This window comes from Kitasatospora sp. NPDC056076 (assembly GCF_042266305.1).
Taxonomy (GTDB): domain Bacteria; phylum Actinomycetota; class Actinomycetes; order Streptomycetales; family Streptomycetaceae; genus Kitasatospora.
On record NZ_JBHJWG010000001.1, the window covers coordinates 103,199 to 128,311 of the forward strand.

The window sequence follows — 25,113 nt, forward strand, 5'->3', positions numbered from 1 at the left end:
CCGCCCCAGTGTACGGGCGGCCCCGGCAGTCGTCCCTGGGCGTGGCTAGGCCCTGTCCGGCCTAGTCGGACGCCCCGGCCCGGATCAGCCCGGCCTCGTACGCCAGCACCACCGCCTGGACCCGGTCGCGCAGCCCCAGCTTGGCCAGGATCCGGCCGACGTGGGTCTTCACGGTGGCCTCGGAGAGCACCAGCCGGGCCGCGATCTCGCCGTTCGACAGGCCCTGGGCGACCAGCAGGAACACCTCCCGCTCGCGCTCGGTCAGCGGGCCCAGGACGTCCGAGCCGGGCGCGCTGTGCGGGGTCGGCAGCACCTCGGCGAAGCGGTCGATCATCCGCCGGGTGGTGGTCGGGGCGACCACGGCGTCCCCGCCGTGCACCGCGCGGATCGCGGCCACCAGCTCGGTCGGCGGGACGTCCTTGAGCAGGAAGCCGCTGGCCCCGGCCTTGAGTGCGGCGAAGGCGTACTCGTCCAGGTCGAAGGTGGTGAGGATGAGCACGTGCGGGGCGTTCGGCAGCGGGCTGCCGTCCTCGGCCAGGCAGATCCGGCGGGTCGCCTGCACACCGTCCAGGCGCGGCATCCGCACGTCCATCAGGATCACGTCCACCTGCGTGTGCCGCAGCCGCTCCAGCGCCTGGGCGCCGTCGCCCGCCTCGGCGGCGATCTCGATGTCGCCCTGCGACTGGAGGATCATCCGGAAGCCGGTGCGCAGCAGTTCCTGGTCGTCGACGAGCATCACGCGGATGGTCAAGGTGGCTCCTTGGGAGTGTCTTGTGGGTCAGGTCGGATCAGACCGCGGCGTCAGGGTGCGTGCATCGCAAGGCGGAGGAGGGAGTCCATGCGGAGCATCGGCGACCGACGACAACGCGGCGAGGTGCGTGCCCTGGCGTCGCGGGCCTGGCCTGATCCACAAGACACTCCCTGAAGGACGGGGGGCTAGTGTGCCGCCTTGAGCGGGAGGACGGCGCGGATCCGGAAGCCGCCGCCGGGGCGGGGGCCCACGTCGAGGCTGCCGCTGACCATGCCGACCCGCTCGCGCATGCCGATCAGGCCGTGGCCCAGACCGTCCGTGCCGCCGGCGGCCAGTTGTTCGTCGGTGCTGCCGCGGCCGTCGTCCTCCACCAGGACGGCCAGCTCGCGTTCGCCGAAGTCGACCGCCACCCGGGCGTGCACGTCGGGGCCGCCGTGCTTGCGGACGTTGGTCAGCGCCTCCTGGACGATCCGGTAGACCGTCAGCTCGACGCCGCGGGGGAGTTCGCGCGGGTGCCCGGAGGTCGCGTAGTCGACCTCCAGCCCGGCCGTGCGGACCTGCTCCAGGAGGTCGGGCAGCTCCTCGACGCCCGGCTGCGGGACGTACTCCTCGGCGGTGCCGGCGGTGCGCAGCACGCCCAGCAGGCGGCGCATCTCGACCAGGGCCTGCCGCCCGGTGGAGGCGATCGTGCCGAGTGCCTCCTTCGCCTGCTGCGGGGAGTTGTCCAGCACGTAGGCGGCGCCGTCGGCCTGGACGATCATCACCGACACGTTGTGCGCGACCACGTCGTGCAGCTCGCGGGCGATCCGGGCCCGCTCGGCCGCCACGGCCACCTTGGACTGGGCGTCCCGCTCGCGCTCCAGCCGGGCCGCGCGGTCCTCCAGCTCGGTCAGGTAGGCGCGCCGCACCCTGGTCAGCCGGCCCCAGGCCCAGCAGAGGATGAACGGGGTGCTCATCAGCACGGTGACCAGCAGCGCCTCGGCGACGCCGTACGGCCGGGAGACGTACACCCCGGTGTGGTCGGTGGTGGACGTCTTCACCAGGTGCATCCGCCAGAACGCCAGCGGACCGGCGGAGAGCCCGGCGAGCAGGGCGAGCCGGGAGGTCCACTTCTGGCCGAAGGCGGCGCCGGTGTAGGCGAACACCAGGTAGGCGATGGAGGAGGCGCCCGGGTCGATGTCGGCGGCGACCTGCCCGAGGCCGACGCCGGTGGCGGCGGCGACGGTGACGTCGGGGAAGCGCCGGCGGAAGACCATCAGCAGCGGCAGCAGCACCGCGACCAGGATCTCGGAGTTGAGGCGCCAGCCGCTGTCGGAGGAACTGTCGGACACCAGGGCGAAGAAGAGCACGAGCGACGCCCAGACGGCGTCGACCACCATGGGGTGACGGCGGAGCCAGGCGTTGAGTCGATGCACGTGTCCAGCCTAGGCAGTCGCACGAGGTGCCCAGGTCCGCCGGTAGGGCGATCCGTCCTACTCCGTAGGTCGGAGACGCCCCCGCTCCGGTTGGGAGGGGCCGCGCACCGGCGGGTAGCGTCCCGCCCCATGACGTGGATGCGGTGGGCGCCCGCCATGGAACGGGCCCTGTACGACCGGGACGGCGGCTTCTACCGCAGGCCGGAGGGCCCGGCCGGGCACTTCCGGACCTCGGTGCACGCCTCGCCGAGGTTCGCCCGTGCGGTGGCCCGGCTGCTGCTGGAGGTTGACGAGGCCCTCGGTCGTCCGGAGGAGCTGGCCCTGATCGACGTCGGGGCCGGGCGCGGGGAACTGCTGGCCGGGGTGCTGGCCGAACTGCCCGGGCCGGTGCTCGCCCGGCTGCGCCCGTACGGCGTGGAGCTCGCCGACCGGCCCGCCGGACTCCCGTCCACAGCCCTGTGGACGACGGAGCCGCCACGCGGGGTGACCGGGCTGCTGTTCGCCAACGAGTGGCTGGACAACGTGCCGCTGGACGCCGGGGAGGTCGACGAGGACGGGGTGCTGCGCTACCGCGAGGTGGACACCGCGACCGGCGAGGAACGCCTCGGCGAACCCGTCTCGGCGGCCGACGCGGCCTGGGCCGAGCGCTGGTGGCCGGCCGTCGAGCCCGGCGAGGTGGTGGAGTTCGGGGCGCCCCGGGACGCCGCCTGGGCCCGGGCGGTGGCCGGGCTGGAGCGCGGCCTGGCCGTCGCCGTCGACTACGGGCACACGGCCGGGCGGCGGCCGCCGTTCGGGACCTTCACCGGTTTCCGGGACGGCCGGGAGGTGGCCCCGGTGCCGGACGGCTCCCGCGACGTGACCGCGCACGTCGCGCTGGACGCCGTCGCCGTCCCCGGTCTCCACAGCCTGTGGACGACGCAGCGCGAGGCCCTGCGCGCGCTCGGGGTCAGCGGCGGGCGCCCGCCGCTGGCGCTCGCCTCCACCGACCCGGCCGGCTACCTGCGGGCGCTCAGCGGCGCGGGGGAGGGGGCCGAACTCACCGACCCCGCCGGGCTGGGCGGCTTCGGCTGGGTCCTGCAAGCCGTCCGCATGCCGGTACCGACGAGCCTGGCGGCCCTGCCGGGATGGCAGACTCTGGGGTCATGAGGGAGACCACGGTCGGCATCGGGGCGGGAGCCGAGAACTTCACCGGCGGGGCGGGCACCACCGACATGGTGCTCAACATCGGCCCGCAGCACCCGGCCACCCACGGCGTGCTGCGGCTGCGCCTGCTGCTCGACGGCGAGCGGATCGTCACCGCCGAGCCGGTGATCGGCTACATGCACCGCGGCGCGGAGAAGCTGTTCGAGGCCCGTGACTACCGGCAGATCATCATGCTGGCCAACCGGCACGACTGGCTCTCCGCCTTCTCCAACGAACTCGGCGTGGTGCTCGGCGTCGAGCGGATGCTCGGCATGGAGGTCCCCGAGCGGGCGGTGTGGATCCGCACCCTGCTCGCCGAGCTCAACCGGGTGCTCAACCACCTGATGTTCCTCGGCTCCTACCCGCTGGAACTCGGCGGGATCACCCCGATCTTCCACGCCTTCACCGGCCGCGAGGACCTCCAGCACGTGCTGGAGGAGGCCTCCGGCGGCCGGATGCACTACATGTTCAACCGGGTCGGCGGCCTCAAGGAGGACCTCCCGGCCGGCTGGCTCGGCCGGGTCCGCGCCGCCGTCGCCACCGTCCGCTCCCAGCTGCCGGTCTTCGAGGACCTCGTCCTCGGCAACGAGATCTTCCGCGCCCGCACCGCCGGCGTCGGCGTGCTCACCGCGGCCCAGGCGCAGGCGTACGGGGTCAGCGGCCCGATCGCCCGGGCCAGCGGCCTCGACCTCGACCTGCGCCGCGACGAGCCCTACCTCGCGTACGGCTCCGAGGAACTGCGGCAGGTGCTCACCGTCGTCACCCGCGAGGAGGGCGACTGCCTCGCCCGCTTCGAGTGCCTGCTGGAGCAGACCGGCAACGCGCTGGACCTCGCCGACGCCTGCCTCGACAAGCTCGCCACCCTCCCGCCCGGCCCGGTCAACCAGCGGCTGCCCAAGGTGCTCAAGGCGCCCGAGGGCAGCACCTACGCGTGGACCGAGAACCCGCTCGGGGTCAACGGCTACTACCTGGTCTCGCGCGGCGACAAGACGCCGTGGCGGCTCAAGCTGCGCTCGGCGTCCTTCAACAACATCCAGGCGCTCACCGAGCTGCTGCCCGGGACGCTGGTCGCCGACATGGTGGCGATCCTCGGGTCGATGTTCTTCGTGGTCGGCGACATCGACAAATAGACCGACCGGTCTACTGACGGTTGTCTGGACCGACCGGTCTACCGAGGGTCGTCTGGACCGACCGGTCTACTGGTAGTTCTGGACCGACCGGTCTACCGAGGGCCGCCTGGACCGACCGGTCTACCGACGGCCGCCTGGACCGACCGGTCTACCGACGGCCGCCTGGACCGACCGGTCTACCGACGGCAGGCCCGGCTCCCCTGAGGGGGACCGGGCCCGCAGCCGCTACTTCTTGTCCTTGGCCTTCTTGACCGGGTCCGCCGGGTGCGGGGCCACCCTGCGGTCGCCCTTGGTGGCGATGCGCTCCTCGCACAGCCGGGCCAGCACCTCGTACGCCTCGCGGCCCATCAGCTCGGTGAGCTCGGGGCGGTAGCTGACGTACACCGCCACCGCGCCCTGGTGCGCGGCCGGGGCGCCGGTGCACCACCAGTGCAGGTCGTGGCCGCCCGGGCCCCAGCCGCGGCGGTCGTACTCGCCGATCGTCACCTGGAGGTAGCGGGTGTCGTCGGGGCGGTCGATCCAGTCGTAGGTGCGGCGGACCGGCAGCTGCCAGCAGACGTCCGGCTTGGTCTCCAGCGGCTCGCGGCCCTCCTTGAGGGCCAGCGCGTGCAGGGCGCAGCCGGCGCCGCCCACGAAGTCCGGGCTGTTCACGAAGATGCAGGCGCCGTCGACCCGGCGGGTCTGGCGGTCGCCGTCCTCGTCCAGCATGGTGACGCCGCCGTCGTTGCGGATCCGGCCCTTGGCGTCGGTGCCCTCGGCGAAGTTCTCCCACAGCTCGGGCGTCAGCCGGGCCGCGTGGCCGAGGACGCGCTTCTCGTCGTCCTCGTCCGAGTAGTGGGCGCCCAGCGTGCAGCAGCCGTCCGACTCGCCGCGGCCCTCGCGGATGCCGTGGCAGCCCTGGCCGAAGACGCAGGACCAGCGGGAGGTCAGCCAGGTCAGGTCGCAGCGGAAGACCTGCTCCTCGTCGGCGGGGTCGGCGAACTCGACCCAGGCGCGCGGGAAGTCGAGCGGGACCTCGTCGCGCGGGATCTCGCGGCGCAGGGTCGGCATCGCGAGGTCGACGGGGGCGGGGGCGGCCGGGGGCTTCGCCTTGGCCTTCTTCTTGGACGTTTCTGCTGGTGCCACCCGGCAAGGGTAGAGCTTCGCGGGGGCGTACGGGCCGGTGGGCGACGCCCGCCGCGCGCCCGGCACGCGTCCGGCACGCGCCCGGGTCGCGTTGGGCACGCGCCCGGGACGCGGTGAAGGCGGGGTAAAGAGGTGCGGCCGTCCGCCGGGCGGAGGCGGCCGCGTGCCTAGGATGGCGGCCGCGGTCCGCTACGGGGAGGTACGGGGATGGCAGGCGGCAGCACCGGTGAGTCCGACGGCGACGGCACCGGGTTCGCCCTCAAGCCGTGGGAACTCCACGGCGAGGGCAGGGAGTTCGAGAAGCTCGGACGCGAACTCGGCAAGGCCGTCGGCACCTTGGAGAAGGACCTGGCCGCGCTCGGCGCGCCCTGGGGCGCCGACCAGCCGGGCAGTGCCTTCGCCGCCGTCTACGGCCCGGCGCACGGTGAACTCCTCGGCGGGCTCAGGGCCCTGGCCGGCCAGGTGGGCCAGGTCGGCGCCGGACTGCACACCATGGCCGAGCGGACCACCGACACCGACACCTCGACGGCGGACGGCTTCGGCGCGAACACCGGACCGGCCGCGGCCGCGCCGGGGGCGGTCGCCCGGCCCGCCGTCTACCAGGGCCCGCCGACGACTTCGGGAACCGGGGCAACCCCGGGGGCGGCACCGGCCGTCCCCCAGGACATGTCGGTCTGAACGGCCCGGCTCGAAGGGGGAGAAGCGCGTGTCCCGGAAACTGCCCGAGGAACTGGTCCCGCTCCTGGCCAGGACCGGCCACCCGTGGCCGCAGGCCGACGAGGGGGCCCTGCGCACGGCGGCCGCGCACTGGCGGGAGTTCGCGGCGGAGGCCGAACGGATCACCCGCCGGGGCGGCGAGTCCGCCCAGCGGGTGGCCGCCGACAACACCGGCCACGCCGTCGACTCCTTCACCGCCTACTGGCGCACCTGCAGCGACGGCGGCAAGGGCCGCCTGCCGGACGCCCACACCGCGGTCGGGCTGGTCGCCGCCGCCTTCGACACCGCCGCGCAGGACGTCGACGGCTGCAAGGCCGAGATCATCGCCACTCTGCGGAACCTGGCCGCCGAGCTCCAACAGGCCCGGGAGCAGGCCGCCGAGGTCCGGCAGACCGCGGCCGAGGTGGCCCGCAGTGCCGACCGGACGGGGCAGAGCGGGCAGAGCGGGCAGACCGGCCGGACGGGAGTGTTCGGCGGACTGGCGAAGTCCGTCGCCGGCTTCGCGGCCGGCGTCGAGAACACCGCCGCCGACCAGGTCGCCGCGGGCATCGAGGCCGTCGCGGTGGAGACCGCCGCCCTCAAGATCGCCGGACTGCTCGCCGAACTCGGCCGCGGCATGAAGGACGCCCTGGCCACCGCGCTCAAGGACCCCTCCGCCGTCGCCCTGCTGCGCCTGGGCACCGCGGCCACGCCCGGCGTCACCACCGCCTCCTACCGCACCGCGGCCGGCTTCGACCCGCTCGCCGCCGGACTGCCCGCCGCCCTGGGCGAACCGGGCGTGCTCGGCAAGGACGGCACCGGCCTGGTCGTGCTCTCCGGGAAGGACGGCAAGCCGCTGGTCGGCGTGCCCGGCCTCAGCGTCGCGCTCGACGCCCATGGGCAGCCCGTCCTCGGCACGGACGGCAAGCCGGTCATCCTGCGCTCCGACGGCACACCGGTGGCCGATGCCGCCGGGCTGCTGGTGGTGACCGGGCCGGACGGCAAGCCGGTGGTCGGGGTGGCCGGCCTCGCCGTCCGGCTCGACGAGCACGGGCAGCCGGTGCTCACCGACCGGGCGGGCAAGGACCTGCACGGGCTGCCGCTCGCCGACCTGACCGACCTGACCGACCCGACCGACCTGACCGACCCGCGGGACCCCAGGGACCCCAGGGCTCCCGGGGGCGACCCGAAGGTGCCGGGGGAGCCGACGGCGGACCGGGCCGGCGCGCCGGTGGTCCCGTCCGTGCTCTCCGCGGCGTCGTACGTCGCGGACCCCACCGCGGACCCCACGGCCGTCCCGGCCCCGGTGCCGACGGCCGACCCGGCCGCGGCGGCGGCCACCGGCCCCGCGTACGGAGGCTCGTACGGCGGATCGCACCGGTCCGCGGCCGCGGCCGCCGACTGGTCGCCGCCCGCCCGGGACGACGGGCCGTCGGTCCGGGCGGCGGCCCCCGCCCACCAGGGCGGCTCATCAGCGGCGGCGGGCTGGTCGGACGGGGACTACCCGCTCCAGGCGCCCACCCGCACCAACGGCGGTGGCGGCACCGTGCCGGTGACCGTACGGACCGACTCCGTGGCCGCGCCGCCCGCGCCCGTCACCGCGCCGTCCACCGGCGGACCCGTCTACAGCCCGGCGCCGGACACACCCCCGGTCGTCCGACCGATCGGCGTGGTCGGTGTCGGCGGCGTCATCGGCGCGCCCGGGCCGTTCGGGACACCGGCCTACTCGGGCGGCTACCCGGTGGCCGGCCCGATCGGCGCCGTCGGGCCCGGCCCGCTCGCCGCCGGCGGCGGATACCCGGCGCACCCGGCCGCGCCCTTCGGCAGCGGTGTCGGGGCGGGGACGCCCGCCATCGGCGCGCCCGTGGTCGGCACCCCCGTGGTCGGCACCCCTGCGGCCGGTGCGCCCGTCGTCGGCGCGCCGGTGGCCGCCGGACCGCAGTCCGGCGCACCCCGCACCCCGGCCGGAACCCACGGCCCGGCCACCGCACCGCCACCGCCCACTGAGCCGCCGATCGTCGGCACCACCCCGGTCATCGGCCGGCCCGAGCCCCACCACCCCGACGGCCGCCGCCGGGACACCGCCGCGCCCCTCGCCGACCCGACGCTCGCCTGGGGCGCCGTCCCGGTCGCCACCGCCCACGCCCTGGCCCTCCAACTCGCCCTGCGCGCCCGCCGCGGCCCGCTCGCCGACGACCCCGAACCCCGACTGCGCACCATCGCCGACAGCCGCCCGTACGGACGGCCCGGCGGGCTCGGCCCGGTCGACCCCCAGCACCAGGCCGAACTCGAACGACGGGTCCCCCGCGACCAGGACGACCGGCCGGCCCGCCACCCCGACCCGGCGGCCGGCGGCTGGACCGAGGCCGTCAACGCGGGCGGCCACCGCCAACCCGGCCGGGCCAACAACAGCCTGGAGATCGCCCTCTCCGCCGTCGACACCTACACCGGCCGCCCCACCTGCGCGGCCCCGCGCATCCCCACCGAGGGCGACGCCGGCGAACGCGGCGGCCGCGACCGCGCCGAACGCGAACTCGGCGCCCCCTTCCGCGACCTCGGCGACGGCGGCCAGGCCTTCACCCGCCTCGCCGCCGAACTCCGCCGGGCCGGGCACGGCGCCCAGGCCGTCCTGCTCACCCTGGACGCCTACGGCCGCCCGCACGCCTGGAACGCGGTCAACCACCGGGACGCCGTCACCTACCTCGACCACCAACTCGCCCGCCGCGGCCCCGCCCCCCTCCACCCCGCCACCCAGGGCCTCTGGGCCATCGCCCTGACCCCGGACGGCCGCCCCCTCGACCTCGCGGTGGCCTGAGCGCCCTTGCAGCCGGGAACAGCGCTGCTGCACGCGGAGACGCGTGCAGCAGCGCTACCTTCCAGGCATGACCGCCCTGACGATCCGGGACGTCCCGGAAGACCAGCTCCGGATCCTCGAAGTTCGTGCGGCCCGGGCCGGCAAGTCGCTCAACGCCTATGTCCTGGGCCTCATCGCGCGCGAGACCTCCAAGCCCATGCTGGCGGAGACGGTGGCCCGACCGGATCGGGAGCCCAGCGCCGGCGTCAGCACGGTGGACGTCCTGGCCGCGATCGACGAGGGGCGGGAGCGGTGCCCCGAGTCGCGGACCTGAGGCTCACGGCGCCCCGAGCCGGCGCAGGACCGTGGACGCAGGAGTGCCGGGAGCGGTGCCGGACCGGACGGCGGTGTGGCGGCGCCCTGGGTGCGGGCGACGGGCTGTCGGCCGTGCACGGGTGTGGTGTTCACCGTTCCTCCGGAGGTCATGGTCGGGCGGGCGGGGTCCAGTGTCGTCCCCGGTGGCTGATCGGGGCTGGATGATGGTGGCGTTCGGATTCGGTTCGACGGGGGTGGACGCGTGATCGCTCGGGCGCAGGCGGTGGAGGCGGGGCACCGGTGGATCAACGGGGACCTGCCGCAGGGGGCCGGGGTGGCGCGGCGGGTGTGCGCGCACGAGTTCGAGCTGGGGTGGGTGGTCTGGGCGGAGCCGCCGCGGGTGGAGGTGGATCCGCGGACGGGTGAGCGCCGGGCGCCCGAGGAGGTCGGGGCCGCGTGTGCCGTGGTGGACCGGGAGAGCGGGCGGTTCACGGTCTGGCCGTCCGTGCCGGTGGACGAAGTGGTCGGGCTCTACCGGGACTTCGTCGGTGCGGGCGGCCACGACCCGACCCGGCCGCCGGCCACCGGCCGGGGTGCCCGGGCCGAGCTGACGTACCGGGACGGCACCGGCGACACCCGCACGTTGGCGCTGCGCTCGGCCGCCGGGCTGCCGCATCCGGCGCTGCGCGGCTGGTGGTGGCTGCGGGAGCGGGGCGTCGCGGCGGAGGACGTGCTGGCGGTGCGGACCGACCTGCGGATGGCGGCCCTGCCCGGCGGCTACTGGTCGTACGCGCTGGCGGCCGAACTGCCGCACGCCCGGCTGGACTTCGACCTGCCGTACGGCCCGCGCTTCGACCACCGGGCCGCCGCCGTACGGGAGTTGCCCGCCGGGACCGCCGGTCCGGACGCGTCGGACGCGTTGGACGCGCCGGACGGGCCGGGGCGCAACCGGGTGCCGTTCCCGCGGGCGGTGCCGCCGCTGCCGGCGGAGCCGGATGCCGCGCTGGCGCAGCGGCTGGCCGGACGGTTCGGTCCGGCGGGCGTGCAGCGCTTCGACCCGGCGGAGGTGGTGCGCGCGGAGCTGCCCGGGGAGGCGGCGGCGCTGCTGCTGGCGGTCGGGCTGCCGAGGGCGGTGGACGGCTTCTTCGCGCTGCACCACCCGGGTGCGGAGGCGATCGCGGACGGTTCCCGCCCGGGCACCGTGCTGCCCCCGCTCGCGCCGTACCTCGCCGCGCTCGGCCGCGGTACCCGGGCGGCCGAGCGGGAGCGGACGGCGGCGGCCGGGCAGCTGGTGCTGGGGACGGACGGCTGGGCGCTGATCACCCTCGACCCGGCGGACGGCGCCGTCCGGGCGGTGGACCCGGACGACGCGACGGCCCGGCACTGCAACGCCGACCTGCGGGCCTTCGTCCGCTGCCTGGAGCTGTTCGCCGGCTGGTGGCCGACCCTGCGCGGGTTGGACCCGGCCGCGGCGGGTACGGCGGTGGACGCCCTGCAGCGGGGGCTGGCGGAGCTGGACGGTACGGTCTACGGCGATCCGGAGAACTGGTGGGCCGTCATCGTGGAACAGTTGTGGGACGGCCTGCTCTGATCCGGCCGCGGGCCGTGGCGATCCGGCCGATCCCGGCGATCCCGGCGGACCGGGGAACCGGACGTCGGTGCGGGGCTGTCAGGAGGATCAGACGACCGCGCACCAGCCGACCCCGAGCGACCGACCGACCCCGACCGACCGACCCCGAGCGACCGAAACCGGAGCACCGAGCCGTGACCGCCCCGCCCCGCGCCGCCCAGACGGCCGCCCTCGCCGCGCTCGCGGTCCTGGCCACCGGGTGCGCCTCCGCCGGTCCCGCGCTGCAGGCCCGCTCGGCCGCCGCGCCGCAGGTGTGCGCGTCCCCGGTGGTGATCGGGCACCGGGGTGCGCCGTTCAACGCGCCCGAGAACACCATGGCCTCCTTCGACACCGCGCTGAACCAGGGCGCGGACTGGCTGGAGACCGACGTGCAGACCACCCGGGACGGCGTCCCGGTGCTGATGCACGACCCGACCGTGGACCGCACCACCAACGGCAAGGGCGCCGTCGCGGACCTGACCGCCGCCCAGGTCGCCGCCCTGCGGGTGACCGTCGGCCCGGGCGGCGCCCAGCCCGTCCCGACCCTGGAGGAACTGCTGACGCGCCTCTCCACCAGCAGCGCCACGCTGCTGATGGAGATCAAGTGGCAGCGCCCCGAGGACGTCGCCCGGATCGCCCGGATCGCGGCCGGCAGCCGGGCGCACGTCGTGCTCTACTCCTTCTCGGTCGCCAACCTGCGCCAGGCCCACGCGGTGGCCCCCGCCCTGCCGGTGGTGCTGATCCAGAGCGGCGGGATCGCCGAGGACCCGGGGGACCTCAAGCTGGACGGCATCGCCCTGGACGCGGGCCTGGCCAGTGCCACCCGGATCGCGGCCGAGCGCAAGGCCGGGCGCGAGGTCTACGTCTGGACGCTGTACGACGCCGAGGCCTGGCAGCTGATGACCGCCCGGGACGCCGACGGCCTGATCACCGACACCCCGGGCCCGGCCCGCCGCTGGGTGGACGCCAACTGCCGCACCGAGCGCCGGTCCGGTCCGCGCGGCCACTGAGTGCGCGGCCACTGAGCGGGCGGCCACTGAGCGCACGGTCGTCGGGCACCACCCACCGATCGCACCCGGAACGGTCGGGAACGACCTGGACCAGCGCGAATACGGTCACAACCGATCTCCTCCACGGCCGGATCGCGTAGCGTGGAGAGTTATGCGACTCGGTGTACTCGACGTAGGTTCCAACACGGTCCACTTCCTCGTGGTGGACGCCCATCCGGGTGCCGCCCCGCTGGCCGCTTACTCGCACAAGGCCGAACTGCGCCTGGCCGAGCTGCTCGACGGCTCCGGCGCGATAAGCGAGGCCGGCGTCGACCGGCTGATCGGCCACATCGCCTCCTCGCTGCGGGTCGCCGAGGACAAGGGCGTGGTCGACATCCTGCCGTTCGCCACCTCGGCCGTCCGCGAGGCCGCCAACGGCGAGCAGGTGCTGCGCCGGGTCGCCGCCGAGACCGGGGTCGAACTCCGGGTGCTCTCCGGGCAGGACGAGGCCCGGCTCACCTTCCTGGCCGTCCGGCGCTGGTTCGGCTGGTCCTCGGGCCGGCTGCTCAACCTGGACATCGGCGGCGGCTCCCTGGAGATCGCCTGCGGCCTGGACGAGCAGCCGGACGTCGCCTGCTCGCTGCCGCTCGGCGCCGGGCGGCTGACCGCCCGCTGGCTGCCCGGGGACGTCGCCGACCCGGACGCGCTGCGCGAGTTGAGACGGCACGTCCGCGCCGAGATCGCCAACGTGGTCGGCGAGATCTCCCGGCTCGGGGCCCCGCAGCACGCCGTCGCCACCTCCAAGACCTTCAAGCAGCTGGCCCGGATGACCGGCGCCGCCCCCGCCGACGCCGGCCCGTACGCCGACCGCCGGCTCACCCGCAGCGGGCTCGCCGCCTGGCTGCCGCGGCTGTCCACGATGACCGTCGCCGAGCGCGCGCAGATCCCCGGGGTCTCCGAGGGCCGGGCCAAGCAGCTGCTGGCCGGGGCCCTGGTCGCGGACGCCGCGATGGACCTGTTCGGCCTGGACGAGCTGGACGTCTGTCCGTGGGCGCTGCGCGAGGGCATCATCCTGCGCGAGCTGGACGCCATGGACAGTCCCACCGACCAGCGCCGCCCCGCGCTCACCCAGTAGCGGGGGAGCGTGCCGGCGGTCACTCCGCCGGGCGTCCGCCCCCGTTCGGGGCGCGCTCCGCTTACGCTGTCTCCCGTGGTGCAACCAGCGGGCGAGGACGGAACGCAGGAGGGCCGCGCTCCCGGAGCGGACGGGCAGCCGCGGCCGGCCGGCCCGCGCGGCCGCCTCGGCACGGCCGGGCTCGGCAAGGCGGTCAAGGGCGCCACCGCGGCACAGGCGGGCAAGGTGGCCAAGGTGGCCAAGGCCGCGAAGGTCGCCAAGAGCGCGAAGGCCGCCAAGGCGGCCAAGAGCGCCAAGGCCGCCGCCAAAGCCGCCGACGCCCCCGCCCCCGCCAAGGCCGCCCCCGCCCCGGCCCCCGCCAAGAAGACCGCGGCGCGCAAGGCCGCCGGCGCCGCCAAGGCCGCCGTCCAGTCCGTCCGCTCGGTGAAGGCCGCCAAGCGCGACGCCGCCCGCCCGCCGCTGCTGCGCACCACCGACCGGCTGGTGCTGCCCCAGCACCCGACCCTGCACATCCCGGACACCAAGGTGGCGCTGTCCACCGCCTCGGTGTACCCGGCGAGCACCGCCGTCGCCTTCGAGCTGGCCGCCAAGCTCGGCTACGACGGGGTCGAGGTGATGGTCTGGAACGACCCGGTCAGCCAGGACCTGGAGGCGCTGCGCCGCCTCTCCGACGCCCACCAGCTGCCGATCCTGGCCGTGCACGCCCCCTGCCTGCTGATCACCCAGCGGGTCTGGACCACCGACCCGTGGACCAAGCTGGTCCGGGCCCGCGCGGCGGCCGAGAAGCTCGGCGCGAGCGCCGTCGTGGTGCACCCGCCGTTCCGCTGGCAGCGGCAGTACGCCCGCGAGTTCGTCGAGGGCATCAACCGGATGGCGGGCGAGACCGACGTCCGCTTCGCCGTCGAGAACATGTACCCGTGGCGCTACCGCGACCGCGAGGTGCTGGCGTACGCCCCCGGCTGGGACGTCACCGACGAGGAGTACCGGCACTTCACCATCGACCTCTCGCACGTGGCCACCTCCCGGATCGACGCCTTCGAGATGGTCGAGCGGATGGGCGACCGGCTCGCCCATGTCCACCTGGCCGACGGCAGCGGCTCCGGCAAGGACGAGCACCTGATCCCCGGCCGGGGCAAGCAGCCCTGCGCCGAACTGCTGGAGCACCTCGCCCGCACCGGCTTCGACGGCCACGTGGTGCTGGAGGTCAACACCCGCCGCTCCGCGTCCCCCGCCGAACGCGAGGCCGACCTGGCCGAGGCCCTGGCCTTCACCCGCTTGCACCTCGCCACCCCCTCGCGCGTACGCTGATCGCCCGGCCCGATCGGGCGTGAACTGCCGTACGCAGGGGGAAACGTGACGGACTACCAGAACTACCGGGAGCTCGCCGTGAGCTTCGGCGCGGTCGCCGCCGAGTACGACCGGGGGCGCCCCGGCTACCCGGACGAGCTGTTCGACGCGGTGGAACGGCTCTGGGGCCGCGGCCTCAAGGGCGCCCGGGTCCTGGACGTCGGCGCCGGGACGGGCATCGCGACCCGACTGCTGGCCGCCCGGGGCGCCGAGGTCGTCGCGGTCGAGCCCAGCGACGGCATGGCCGCCCAGTTCCTGGCCTCCTCGCCCGCCCTGCCGCTGGTCCGCGGCACCGGCGACGACCTGCCCTTCCACGACGCCTCCGCCGACCTGATCACCTACGCCCAGGCCTTCCACTGGACCCGCCCCGAGCGCTCCGTCCCGGAGGCGGTCCGGGTGCTGCGGCCGGGCGGCGCGGTCGCCACCTGGTGGAACGTGCACGACGAGACCGTGCCGTGGGTCCGGGCCCGGGCCGAGCGGATGGCCGCCGCGCTGCCCGACCGCTACCGCGGCTACGGCGGGATCAGCGGCCACACCCGGCACTTCGCCCCGGCCGGCCTGGTGGTCGAGCGGACGGTGCTGCACTGGGAGCGGCAGGTCACCGTCGAGCACGTGCTCACCGACCTGACCTCCCGCTCCTACCTGGCCTCGCTCAGCCCCGAGGAGCGCGCCCCGGTGCTGGCCGCCGAGCGGGCGGCGATGGCCGTCGAGTTCCCGGACGGCCTGGTCGCAGAACCGTTCAGCCTGGACCTCACCGTGGCCGTCAAGCCGGCCTGACCGCAGGCCGTCCGCACGCCGTCCGCAGGCCGCCCGTCCCGCCGCCCGGGGCCGCCCGTCGGCCGCAGGCCCCCGCATGCACCCCGCCCCGGCTGCCCGCATCGCGGACGCGCCGTCCGCCGGCCGGACGGCGGGCGTAGGCTCGTAAGCCACAACGGCCCCCGCACCCTGATCACCGGCGGGGCGCCGGCGAGAGCCCCGAAGGAGTGGAGCACAGTGCCCGAGCTGAGGTCCCGTACGGTCACCCACGGTCGCAACATGGCAGGCGCCCGGGCGCTTCTCCGGGCCGCCGGCGTAGCCCGCGAGGACTTCGGCAAGCCGATCATCGCGGTCGCCAACTCCTTCACCGAGTTCGTCCCCGGCCACACCCACCTCCAGCCGGTCGGCCGGATCGTCTCCGAGGCGATCAAGGAGGCCGGAGGCATCCCGCGCGAGTTCAACACCATCGCCGTCGACGACGGCATCGCGATGGGCCACAGCGGCATGCTCTACTCGCTGCCCTCGCGCGACCTGATCGCCGACTCGGTCGAGTACATGGTCAACGCGCACTGCGCCGACGCGCTGATCTGCATCTCCAACTGCGACAAGATCACCCCCGGCATGCTGATGGCCGCGCTGCGCCTCAACATCCCGACCGTGTTCGTCTCCGGCGGTCCGATGGAGGCCGGCAAGGCCACCCTGGTCGACGGCACCGTGCGCAAGCTGGACCTGATCGACGCGATCTCCCAGGCGGTCAACGAGAACGTCTCCGACGAGGACATCGCGATCATCGAGGAGAACGCCTGCCCGACCTGCGGGTCCTGCTCGGGCATGTTCACCGCCAACTCGATGAACTGCCTCACCGAGGCGATCGGCCTCTCGCTGCCCGGCAACGGCTCGGTGCTCGCCACCCACACCGCCCGCCGGGCGCTGTACGAGCGGGCCGGGCGCACGGTCGTCGAGATCACCAACCGCCACTACGGCCAGGACGACGCCTCGGTGCTGCCGCGCGCGATCGCGAGCCGCGCCGCCTTCGAGAACGCCATGGCCCTGGACATCGCCATGGGCGGCTCGACCAACACCATCCTGCACCTGCTCGCCGCCGCCCAGGAGGCCGAGCTGGACTTCGACATGCGGGCCATCGACGCGGTCTCCCGCAGGGTGCCCTGCCTGTCCAAGGTCGCGCCCAACGGCTCGTACTACATGGAGGACGTGCACCGGGCCGGCGGCATCCCGGCCATCCTCGGCGAGCTGTACCGGGGCGGGCTGCTCAACGAGGACGTCCACACCGTGCACTCCGACTCGCTCGCCGAGTGGCTCAAGACCTGGGACGTGCGCGGCGGTTCGCCCTCCGCCGAGGCCGTCGAGCTGTGGCACGCCGCACCCGGCTGCAAGCGCTCCGCCGAGGCCTTCTCGCAGTCCGAGCGCTGGGAGTCGCTGGACACCGACGCCGCCGGCGGCTGCATCCGCAGCGTCGAGCACGCCTACTCGGTCGAGGGCGGCCTCGCCGTGCTGTACGGCAACCTCGCCGAGGACGGCTGCATCGTGAAGACGGCCGGCGTCGACGAGTCGATCTGGACGTTCAGCGGCCCGGCGGTGGTCTGCGAGTCCCAGGAGGCCGCGGTCGAGGCGATCCTCGCCAAGCGGATCAAGGAGGGCGACGTCGTCGTCATCCGCTACGAGGGCCCCAAGGGCGGCCCGGGCATGCAGGAGATGCTCTACCCGACCTCCTTCCTCAAGGGCCGCGGCCTGGGCAAGGCCTGCGCGCTGGTCACCGACGGCCGGTTCTCCGGCGGTACCTCGGGCCTGTCCATCGGCCACGCCTCCCCGGAGGCGGCCTCCGGCGGCATCATCGCGCTGGTCGAGGACGGCGACACCATCGCCATCGACATCCCGGCCAGGACGATCTCCCTGGAGGTCCCGGACGAGGTCCTCGCCGAGCGCCGTCGGGTGCTGGAGGCCGGGCACGGCTACCGGCCGCAGAACCGCGAGCGCCAGGTCAGCCAGGCGCTGCGGGCCTACGCGGCGATGGCCACCTCGGCCGACAAGGGCGCCGTCCGGGACGTCAGCAAGCTCGGCTGACCCCGCACACCCCGGAGGAGCCGTCCCGGCCGGGACGGCTCCTCCCTCGTTCCGCGGCGCCCGGGTGATAATCGACGACGTGAGCGAGCAGCCCCCCACCCCCGCCCCCAAGCCCGCCGGCGCCCCCGAGCCGGAGCCGATCCGCTTCTTCGGCACCTCCTGGCTCGACCGGGACAACGGCTACTGGCTGCGCCGGGTCGGCGTCTCGGTCGGCGCCCTGGCCGCCACCGCCGCCGCCGCACTGGTGCTGCGCTTCGGCGTCGAGGGCATCGCCCTCTCCGAGAGCGGCGGCTTCCTGAACGGGCTGCTGACCGCCGCCATCGCGGTCTGCTCGCTGATGGCCGTCCGACGCACCTGGAAGGTCCTCACCGAGGGCAAGGAGCAGCTGACCGGCTGGATGGCCGAGGACAAGTCGCTCGGCGCCGTCTGGCTGATCGGCGGGGTCGGCAGCCTGGCCGCCTACTTCGCCCGCAGCCTGGTCGAGGCCCCCGGCGAGGCCGTCCGGCGGGACGCCCACCGGAAGGCCGTCGAGCAGTACGAGAAGCGCCAGGCCGGCCGCAGCGGCCGACCCGGCGGCAAGCGCAAGCGCTGACCGCCGCCCCGCCGCCCCGATCCTCGCCGCGGGTTCCTAACCCTTGCCGCGGGCCTGCTTCACCGAGCCCACCACCCCGGCGATCACCAGCAGCAGGCCGGCCGGCAGCAGCGAGATGAAGAAGGACCCGAACAGCCCGCTGTCGCCGAGGAAGTACTGCGCCAGGGTGTTCAGCACCAGCAGTCCGCCGGCCGCCGGGAGCGCCGACTGCCACGGGTGCGCGTCGGCCCAGCGGCGCAGCCGCCGGTCGGTGGTGTCGCGGCGCAGCTGACCGCCGACGGTGCCGACCAGGAAGAGGAAGAACAGGGCCCAGCCGGCCGGTCCGGCCAGCATGGCCAGTGACCAGTCCCCGGAGATCGCCTCGACCCCCAGGGCGGTCGCGCCCACCACCGCACCGACTCCCGCGGCCGTCCGCCACGGGCCCATCGTCGCCGAGGCGGCGGCGAGTTGCCGGTTCTCACGTCGGGACATTTCGTCGTGTGCCATGGCTCCACGGTGCGCCCGCCCGGGCCCGGAGGCCATAGGGGAAACCCCCGAGTTTTCTCCCTAGGGGCAAAGCCCGCGCCCGGACCCTTCCGGCGCTCCCGGGCCGTCCCCGCCCCTGCGGGGCCCTGCGGACCACGGACCGGACGGTCCGGACGGGCGCCGCCGGGCGGTGCGAGGATGGCCGCAGTACCGAGGCAAGGAGCGGACCATGGGCAGCAGCGCAGCACACGGACAGAAGATCGCCTTCCTGGGCACCGGCAAGATCGGCGAGGCCCTGCTCTCCGGCCTGCTGCGGGCCGGCACCGACCCGGCGGACGTCCTGGTGACCGCCCGCCGCCCCGAGCGCGCGGCCGAACTCGCCGACCGCTACGGCGTGGTGGCGGTCTCCAACGCCGAGGCCGCCAAGCTCGCCGACACCCTGATCCTCGCGGTCAAGCCGCAGGACATGGGCACCCTGCTGGAGGAGCTGGCCCCGCACATCAGCCCGGACCGGCTGGTGATCTCGGCGGCGGCCGGCGTCCCGACCGCCTGGTTCGAGGAGCGGCTCGCGGCCGGTACCCCGGTGGTCCGGGTGATGCCCAACACGCCGGTGCTGGTGGACGAGGGGATGAGCGTCATCTCCGGCGGCTCGCACGCCCGGGAGGAGCACCTGGCGCGCGCCGAGGGGATCTTCAGCTCGGTCGGCAAGGCGCTGCGGCTGCCGGAGGCCCAGCAGGACGCGGCCACCGCGCTGTCCGGCTCGGGCCCGGCCTACTTCTACTTCCTGGTCGAGGCGATGACCGACGCGGGCATCCTGCTCGGCCTGCCCCGGCAGGTGGCGCACGACCTGATCGTGCAGTCCGCGATCGGTGCCTCGGTGATGCTGCGCGACTCCGGCGAGCACCCGGTCAAGCTGCGCGAGGCGGTCACCTCCCCGGCCGGCACCACCATCGCGGCGATCCGCGAGCTGGAGAACCACGGGGTGCGGGCCGCGCTGCTCGGCGCCCTGGAGGCGGCCCGGGACCGCTCCCGGGAGCTGGCCTCCGGCGGGAAATGACCCCTGCGCGACCCCTCCCGCAAAGGCGGCGCACGCCCTACGCTCTCGGCCAACATCGTTCTACCGGCCAGTAGCGAGGTCCCGCATGAGCGTCGTCCCCCCTGTCCTCCCGCCCGGCCTGCGGGCCGGGCGGGCCGCGCTCGCCGTCAGCTTCCTGCTCCAGGGCACCACCTTCGCGCTGCTGGTCACCTGCATCCCGGAGATCCAGCACCGGTACGGGCTGAGCGACGGCCTGCTGCCGGTCTTCCTGGCCGCGGTGCCGATCCTGGCCGGGGCGGGCTCGATCCTCTCCGAGCAGCTGGTGAAGCGCACCGGCGCCCGGGCCGTGCTGCGGGTCGTCCAGCCGGCCGTCTGCCTCAGCCTGGCGGGCGCCGGGCTGGGGGACACGCTGTGGCAACTGGCCCTCGCGCTGGGCGCCTTCGGGCTGCTGGTGGGGGCGCTGGACGCCAGTATGAACATGCTCGGGGTCGGCCTCCAGCACCGCTACGGCCGCTCGATCATGATCGGCTTCCACGCGGCGTTCAGCCTCGGCGGGATCCTCGGCGCCGCGGTCGCCGGCCTCGGCTCGCACTACGACCTGGGACTGCCGCTGCTGTTCGGCACGGCCGCGGCGGTGGTCGCCCCGCTCGCGGTGCTGACCGGCACCCGCTTCGCCGGACCGGCCGAACTCGGCGACGCCGTCCGGGAGGCCGCCGAGGCCGCCGCCCGGACCATCCCCTGGCGCCCGCTGCTGCCGCTCTGCCTGGCGATGGCCTTCGCGTACATCGCGGACGCCTCGGTCTCCAACTACAGCGTCAAGTACCTCACCGACGGCCTGGGCAGCCGGGAGGACCTCGCCAAACTCTCCTACCTCGGCTACATGGTGGCGATGCTGCTCGGCCGGGTCCTGGGCGACCGCGCGGTGCAGCGCTTCGGCGCCGTCCCGGTGGTGCGCTCCGGCGCCGCGCTGGCCGCGCTGGGCTTCGGGCTGGCCGCGCTGGCGCCCACCGCCTGGGCGGGCATCGCCGCGTTCACCGTGCTGGGCTTCGGCATCTGCGCGATCATCCCGCAGGTGTTCGCGGCCGGCGGCCGGCTCTTCCCGGCCGACTCGGACGCCGCCGTGGCCCGGCTCAACCTCTTCAACTACGTGGGCTTCCTGATCGGTTCACCACTGGTCGGGGCGATCGCGGACGCCGGCTCGTACCGCTGGGCGCTGCTCGCCCCGATGCTGCTGGTGCTCGCCGTGCTGCCGCTGGCCGAGCGCTTCGCCCCGGAACCCGCACGGCTGCCGGCCCCCGCCGCCGTCTGACGGTGGGGGCGGGCGGGGCCCGCCGCCCCCACCCACTACGGTGGAGGCCATGCCCGAAGCCGAGCGTGACTCCTCCTGCGGCCTGCACCTCTACTGGGACGAGGCCGTCACCGCCTACGACTTCGGCCCCGGCCACCCGATGGACCCGGCCCGGCTCGCGCTGACCATGCGCCTGGTCGAGGCCCTCGGACTCGCCACCGGGCCCGGGGTGACGGTGCGGTCCGCGCCGGCCGCCGGGGAGTCCACCCTGCAGCTGGTGCACACCAAGGAGTACGTGGAGGCGGTCAAGCACGCCGCCGCCCACCCCGAGCAGTCGGACCCCCGGCACGGGCTCGGCACCGACGACAACTGGTCGTTCCCGGCCGTCCACTCGGCCGCCGCGCTGATCGCCGGCCAGTCGGTCGCCGCCGCCGAGGCGGTCTGGCACGGCGAGACCCCGCACGCCGTCAACTTCGCCGGCGGACTGCACCACGCGATGCCCGGCAAGGCCTCCGGCTTCTGCGTCTACAACGACCCGGCCCTGGCGATCGCCCGGCTGCTCGAACTCGGCGCCGAACGGGTCGCCTACGTCGACGTGGACGTCCACCACGGCGACGGCGTCCAGGAGGCCTTCTGGAACGACCCCCGGGTGCTGACCGTCTCGCTGCACGAGCACCCGGCCACGCTCTTCCCGCAGACCGGCTGGCCCACCGAGACCGGCGGCCCGGACGCCCCCGGCTCCGCCGCCAACCTGCCGCTGCCCGCCGGCACCGGCGACGCCGGCTGGCTGCGCGCCTTCCACGCCCTGGTGCCCGAACTGCTCGCCGCCTTCCGGCCGCAGGTCCTGGTCACCCAGCACGGCGCGGACACCCACCTGGAGGACCCGCTGGCCCACCTCGCCGTCACGGTGGACGCCCAGCGGCTGATCGCCGAGGAGCTGCACGGGCTGGCCCACCGGCTCACCGGCGGCCGCTGGGTGGCCACCGGCGGGGGCGGCTACGCCGTGGTGGACGTCGTCCCGCGCAGCTGGACCCACCTGGTCGCCACCGCCGCCGGCCGGCCCGTCGACCCGGCCACCGAGACCCCCGAGTCCTGGCGCGCCGAGGTCTACCGCCGCACCCGCGGCCCGGCCCCGCTGCGGATGACCGACGGCGCCCGCCCGTCCTGGCGCGACTTCGACTCGGGTTACGATCCGGCCGACCGTCTCGATCAGGCCATCCTCGCGGCCCGCCGCGCGGTGTTCCCCCACCACGGTCTGCTGGCCTGAATCCGCCGTCCCGGCCGCGCGCCGGCCGGGCCGTGCGTACGCCCCCTGGGGCGAACCGCCGAGTGACTACGTACTGCAACGGTCCTATCTCTCACCGTACGAGGACTGCACTTCCCCTCTTCCCACTGGTACCACCCATAACTACTCTGGGGATACACGTGTGCCGGTGGAGTCACCGGAGGGGAAGCCGGTGCCTTGCACACGGGTAAGGGTCGGGTGATGGTCATGAGTTCCGTCGAGCGTCCCCTGCAGGAAGTCGTCTTCCTGACCGTGGCCGAGGTGGCCGCGGTCATGCGGGTGTCCAAGATGACGGTGTACCGGTTGGTGCACAGCGGAGAGCTGCCGGCCATCCGGGTCGGACGGTCCTTCCGGGTGCCCCAGCAGGCGGTGCACGAGTACCTCAAGGAGTCCTACGTGCGGCTCGAGAGCGCGTAGCACCAGGCCGGGCGGGGGCGGGTCCACAGCCGTGGATCCGTCCCCGTTCGCCCCGGATTTCCCGCGAGTTTCCCGCTTCAGGGGAGCGCGATTACGGCCCGGGCCACGCGGACGGTAGGCTAGGCCCTCACGTCAGTCGTATGGACTCCGTCTCTCACGGACGAGAGTCTCAGTGAGCGAGGGTTGTTCCGTGGGCTCTGTCATCAAGAAGCGTCGCAAGCGTATGGCCAAGAAGAAGCACCGCAAGCTTCTGAAGAGGACCCGCGTTCAGCGTCGCAACAAGAAGTAAGCGCCCCCGGCCGCGCTGAGCGCGCCCAGCGCTTCCACCGCCCGTCCCGGCCCTCGTGGCCCGGGGCGGGCGGTGTCGTTTCACGGCCCGGTGGGGCGGCGCGGTACGGTGCACGCAGGCCGCTCGGGTCGAGGGAATGGGGTGCAGCACCGTGGGTGTGGTCGTGCTCGTCACCGGCGTGGCACGCCATCTCGGTGCCCGCTTCGCCGCCGAGCTCCGTCGCCGCCCGGGGGTGGACCGGGTCGTCGGCGTGGACGTGCAGCCGCCGCGGCTGCCGCTCCGGGAGCCGGACGGACCGGCCGCCCCGTACACCTTCCACCAGCTCGACCTGCGCCGCCCCGCGGTCTCCCGGGTGATCGCCGAGCACCGGGTGGACACCGTGGTGCACCTGAGCGTCAGCGCCACCGGTCTGGGCTCCACCAACCGCTCCGCGGTGAAGGAGTCCAACGTCATCGGCACCATGCAGCTGCTCGGCGCCTGCCAGAAGGCGCCCGGGGTGCGCCGGCTGGTGGTGAAGTCCACCACCGGCGTCTACGGCTCCGCGCCCCGCGACCCGGCGGTGTTCAGCGAGCGGATCCAGCCGAAGGACCCGCCCGGCGGCGGCTTCGCCAAGGACGCGGCCGAGGTGGAGGGCTACGTCCGCGGCTTCGCCCGGCGCCGCCCGGACGTCGCGGTGACGGTGCTGCGCTTCGCCAACATCGTCGGTCCGGGCGCCGACACCCCGCTCAGCGAGTACTTCGCGCTGCCGGTGCTGCCGACGGTGCTCGGCTACGACCCCAGGCTGCAGTTCGTGCACGAGGACGACGCCGTCGCGGTGCTCTGCCGGGCCGCCGGCGAGCCCGAGCCCGGCACCGTCAACACCGGCACCTTCAACGTGGCGGGGGAGGGCGTGCTGCTGCTCTCCCAGTGCGCCCGCCGGCTCGGCCGCCCCACCCTGCCGCTGCTGCTGCCCGCGGTCAGCTGGATGGCCGTGCTGGCCCGGCAGACCCGGCTGGTCGACGTCTCGCCGGAGCAGCTGCGGCTGCTCACCCACGGCCGGGTGGTGGACACCACCCGGCTGCGGGAGACCTTCGGCTACCGTCCGGCGTTCAGCACTCCGGAGGCCTTCGCCGACTTCGCCGCCGCCCGGGGCCCCGGCCTGCTGCCGCCGGAGCGGCTGGCCGCCGTCACCGACCGGCTGACCGCCCTGCTCGGCCCCGAAGGGGCCGCCCCCGCCGTACCGACCCGCCGCCCGAGGAGCTGAACCCGCGATGAGTGCCGCCGCCGACAACGCACCGGGCGAGGCCAAGGTCATCCCGATCGAGTCCGCCCCCAGCTGGAGCTCGCCGCAGGCCCCCGGCCTGGCCGACCGGCTCGCCGGGGCCGTCGGCGGGGCGCTGACCGGGCAGCTCGGCCCGGCGGCCACCCGGCTGTTCGGCAAGGGCTGGGAGGGCCGGGCCACCGAGGGGCTGGCCTTCCTGCGCCGCCGGATCACCGGCGACTACGAGGTCGACGAGTTCGGCTTCGACCGGGAGCTCACCGAGGAGGTGCTGCTCTCGCTGCTGCGCCCGCTGGCCGAGAAGTACTTCCGGATCGACGTCCAGGGGATCGAGCACGTCCCGGCCGAGGGCGGCGCGCTGATCGTCGCCAACCACTCCGGCACCATCCCGCTGGACGCCCTGATGACCCAGGTGGCCATCCACGACCACCACCCGCACCGCCGGCACCTGCGGATGCTCGCGGCCGACCTGGTCTTCGTGCTGCCGGGCGTCAACGAGCTGGCCCGCAAGGCCGGCCACACCCTGGCCTGCAACGAGGACGCCCAGGCGCTGCTGGAGCGCGGCGAGCTGGTCGGGGTCTGGCCGGAGGGCTTCAAGGGCATCGGCAAGCCGTTCTCCGAGCGCTACAAGCTCCAGCGCTTCGGCCGCGGCGGCTTCGTCTCCTCGGCGCTGCGCGCGGGGGTGCCGATCGTGCCCTGCTCGATCGTCGGGGCGGAGGAGACCTACCCGATGATCGGCAACGTGAAGACGCTGGCCCGGCTGCTCGGCCTGCCGTACGTGCCGATCACCCCGACCTTCCCGTGGCTGGGGCCGCTCGGGATGCTGCCGCTGCCGACCAAGTGGACGATCCGTTTCGGCGAGCCGATCGCCACCGACGGCCATCCGCCGGAGGCGGCGGACGACCCGATGCTGGTCTTCGACCTGGCCGACGAGGTGCGCGAGACCATCCAGCACACCCTGTACCAGTTGCTGGTGCAGCGGCGGTCGGTGTTCTTCTGACCGTACTCCCCTGACCGTGCTCTTCCGGCCACGGTCCTCCGGTCGTCCCGCTCGGGACCGGACGCGGTGGGGGCCGGCGGGGCGCGCGGGCCGCGGGGCCCCCACGCCCCGCGGAGCGGCCGCGCGGGGGGCGGCGCGCGGGGAGCAGGGCGGGGGT

23 protein-coding genes are annotated in these 25,113 nt (G+C 74.9%); 19 read left to right on the plus strand and 4 right to left on the minus strand.

Features of this window, described 5'->3' with window-relative positions; translation table 11 throughout:
* Positions 1-61: 61 nt before the first annotated feature.
* Together ACFC1T_RS00520 and ACFC1T_RS00525 are read right to left on the minus strand one after the other, a co-directional pair.
* Positions 62-751 carry a response regulator gene (locus ACFC1T_RS00520; RefSeq protein ID WP_375881707.1) on the minus strand — a complete coding sequence of 230 codons (690 nt, stop codon included), beginning with the start codon at positions 749-751 and terminating at the stop codon, positions 62-64.
* Between the two features lie 185 nt (positions 752-936).
* Positions 937-2,130 (minus strand): sensor histidine kinase, encoded by a 1,194-nt coding sequence (locus ACFC1T_RS00525; RefSeq protein WP_375882323.1) that lies wholly within the window; start codon positions 2,128-2,130, stop codon positions 937-939.
* A gap of 165 nt (positions 2,131-2,295) precedes the next feature.
* Between ACFC1T_RS00525 and ACFC1T_RS00530 the strand changes: the two genes are divergently transcribed.
* A complete protein-coding gene (locus ACFC1T_RS00530) occupies positions 2,296-3,312 on the plus strand; it encodes an SAM-dependent methyltransferase (RefSeq protein ID WP_375881710.1) in 1,017 nt (338 codons plus the stop codon).
* Positions 3,309-4,478 carry an NADH-quinone oxidoreductase subunit D gene (locus tag ACFC1T_RS00535; protein ID WP_375881712.1) on the plus strand — a complete coding sequence of 390 codons (1,170 nt, stop codon included), beginning with the start codon at positions 3,309-3,311 and terminating at the stop codon, positions 4,476-4,478. Before ACFC1T_RS00530 ends, ACFC1T_RS00535 begins: the two co-directional genes overlap by 4 nt.
* A gap of 225 nt (positions 4,479-4,703) precedes the next feature.
* Here the strand turns inward: ACFC1T_RS00535 and ACFC1T_RS00540 are convergent, their stop codons facing one another.
* Positions 4,704-5,528 carry a hypothetical protein gene (locus ACFC1T_RS00540; RefSeq protein WP_375882325.1) on the minus strand — a complete coding sequence of 275 codons (825 nt, stop codon included), beginning with the start codon at positions 5,526-5,528 and terminating at the stop codon, positions 4,704-4,706.
* A 282-nt stretch (positions 5,529-5,810) separates the two neighbouring features.
* On the opposite strand from ACFC1T_RS00540, the gene ACFC1T_RS00545 reads away from it, so the two are divergent.
* The 10 genes from ACFC1T_RS00545 (at position 5,811) to ACFC1T_RS00590 (ending at position 17,918) form a co-directional block, all read left to right on the plus strand.
* The gene (locus tag ACFC1T_RS00545; RefSeq protein WP_375881715.1) at positions 5,811-6,281 is read left to right on the plus strand and encodes a hypothetical protein; all 471 of its coding nucleotides are present in this window, start codon (positions 5,811-5,813) and stop codon (positions 6,279-6,281) included.
* A 28-nt stretch (positions 6,282-6,309) separates the two neighbouring features.
* Positions 6,310-9,114, plus strand: coding sequence for a toxin glutamine deamidase domain-containing protein (locus ACFC1T_RS00550; protein WP_375881718.1), 2,805 nt, complete (start codon positions 6,310-6,312; stop codon positions 9,112-9,114).
* Positions 9,115-9,181: 67 nt separating this feature from the next.
* A complete protein-coding gene (locus tag ACFC1T_RS00555; protein WP_375881720.1) occupies positions 9,182-9,427 on the plus strand; it encodes an antitoxin in 246 nt (81 codons plus the stop codon).
* A 243-nt stretch (positions 9,428-9,670) separates the two neighbouring features.
* Positions 9,671-10,999: an SUKH-4 family immunity protein gene (locus ACFC1T_RS00560; RefSeq protein WP_375881722.1), complete on the plus strand. Its 1,329-nt coding sequence runs from the start codon at positions 9,671-9,673 to the stop codon at positions 10,997-10,999.
* 173 nt (positions 11,000-11,172) lie between these two features.
* Entirely contained in the window at positions 11,173-12,027 is an 855-nt protein-coding gene (locus tag ACFC1T_RS00565; RefSeq protein WP_375881725.1) for a glycerophosphodiester phosphodiesterase, read from the plus strand.
* Positions 12,028-12,178: 151 nt separating this feature from the next.
* Positions 12,179-13,141, plus strand: a complete 963-nt coding sequence (locus ACFC1T_RS00570; protein ID WP_375881728.1) for a Ppx/GppA family phosphatase — start codon at positions 12,179-12,181, stop codon at positions 13,139-13,141.
* A gap of 504 nt (positions 13,142-13,645) precedes the next feature.
* Positions 13,646-14,449: a sugar phosphate isomerase/epimerase family protein gene (locus tag ACFC1T_RS00575; RefSeq protein ID WP_375882328.1), complete on the plus strand. Its 804-nt coding sequence runs from the start codon at positions 13,646-13,648 to the stop codon at positions 14,447-14,449.
* Positions 14,450-14,494: 45 nt separating this feature from the next.
* Positions 14,495-15,265 (plus strand): class I SAM-dependent methyltransferase, encoded by a 771-nt coding sequence (locus tag ACFC1T_RS00580; RefSeq protein WP_375881731.1) that lies wholly within the window; start codon positions 14,495-14,497, stop codon positions 15,263-15,265.
* A 216-nt stretch (positions 15,266-15,481) separates the two neighbouring features.
* The gene (gene ilvD / locus ACFC1T_RS00585) at positions 15,482-17,326 is read left to right on the plus strand and encodes a dihydroxy-acid dehydratase (RefSeq protein WP_375881733.1); all 1,845 of its coding nucleotides are present in this window, start codon (positions 15,482-15,484) and stop codon (positions 17,324-17,326) included.
* 79 nt (positions 17,327-17,405) lie between these two features.
* Positions 17,406-17,918 (plus strand): hypothetical protein, encoded by a 513-nt coding sequence (locus tag ACFC1T_RS00590; protein ID WP_375881735.1) that lies wholly within the window; start codon positions 17,406-17,408, stop codon positions 17,916-17,918.
* 36 nt (positions 17,919-17,954) lie between these two features.
* Here ACFC1T_RS00590 and ACFC1T_RS00595 read toward each other — a convergent pair whose 3' ends face one another.
* Entirely contained in the window at positions 17,955-18,404 is a 450-nt protein-coding gene (locus ACFC1T_RS00595; RefSeq protein WP_375881738.1) for a hypothetical protein, read from the minus strand.
* A gap of 208 nt (positions 18,405-18,612) precedes the next feature.
* On the opposite strand from ACFC1T_RS00595, the gene proC reads away from it, so the two are divergent.
* The 7 genes from proC (at position 18,613) to ACFC1T_RS00630 (ending at position 24,956) form a co-directional block, all read left to right on the plus strand.
* Positions 18,613-19,440, plus strand: a complete 828-nt coding sequence (gene proC / locus ACFC1T_RS00600) for a pyrroline-5-carboxylate reductase (RefSeq protein ID WP_375881741.1) — start codon at positions 18,613-18,615, stop codon at positions 19,438-19,440.
* 85 nt (positions 19,441-19,525) lie between these two features.
* Positions 19,526-20,728 carry an MFS transporter gene (locus ACFC1T_RS00605; protein ID WP_375881744.1) on the plus strand — a complete coding sequence of 401 codons (1,203 nt, stop codon included), beginning with the start codon at positions 19,526-19,528 and terminating at the stop codon, positions 20,726-20,728.
* 49 nt (positions 20,729-20,777) lie between these two features.
* A complete protein-coding gene (locus ACFC1T_RS00610) occupies positions 20,778-21,974 on the plus strand; it encodes an acetoin utilization protein AcuC (RefSeq protein WP_375881746.1) in 1,197 nt (398 codons plus the stop codon).
* 225 nt (positions 21,975-22,199) lie between these two features.
* Complete coding sequence (locus ACFC1T_RS00615) at positions 22,200-22,409, plus strand: helix-turn-helix domain-containing protein (RefSeq protein ID WP_045699258.1); 210 nt, start codon at positions 22,200-22,202, stop codon at positions 22,407-22,409.
* A 190-nt stretch (positions 22,410-22,599) separates the two neighbouring features.
* Positions 22,600-22,698 (plus strand): 30S ribosomal protein bS22, encoded by a 99-nt coding sequence (locus ACFC1T_RS00620; RefSeq protein WP_003948845.1) that lies wholly within the window; start codon positions 22,600-22,602, stop codon positions 22,696-22,698.
* Between the two features lie 151 nt (positions 22,699-22,849).
* Complete coding sequence (locus ACFC1T_RS00625; protein ID WP_375882331.1) at positions 22,850-23,941, plus strand: NAD-dependent epimerase/dehydratase family protein; 1,092 nt, start codon at positions 22,850-22,852, stop codon at positions 23,939-23,941.
* Between the two features lie 7 nt (positions 23,942-23,948).
* Complete coding sequence (locus tag ACFC1T_RS00630; RefSeq protein ID WP_375881749.1) at positions 23,949-24,956, plus strand: lysophospholipid acyltransferase family protein; 1,008 nt, start codon at positions 23,949-23,951, stop codon at positions 24,954-24,956.
* Positions 24,957-25,113 lie beyond the last annotated feature (157 nt).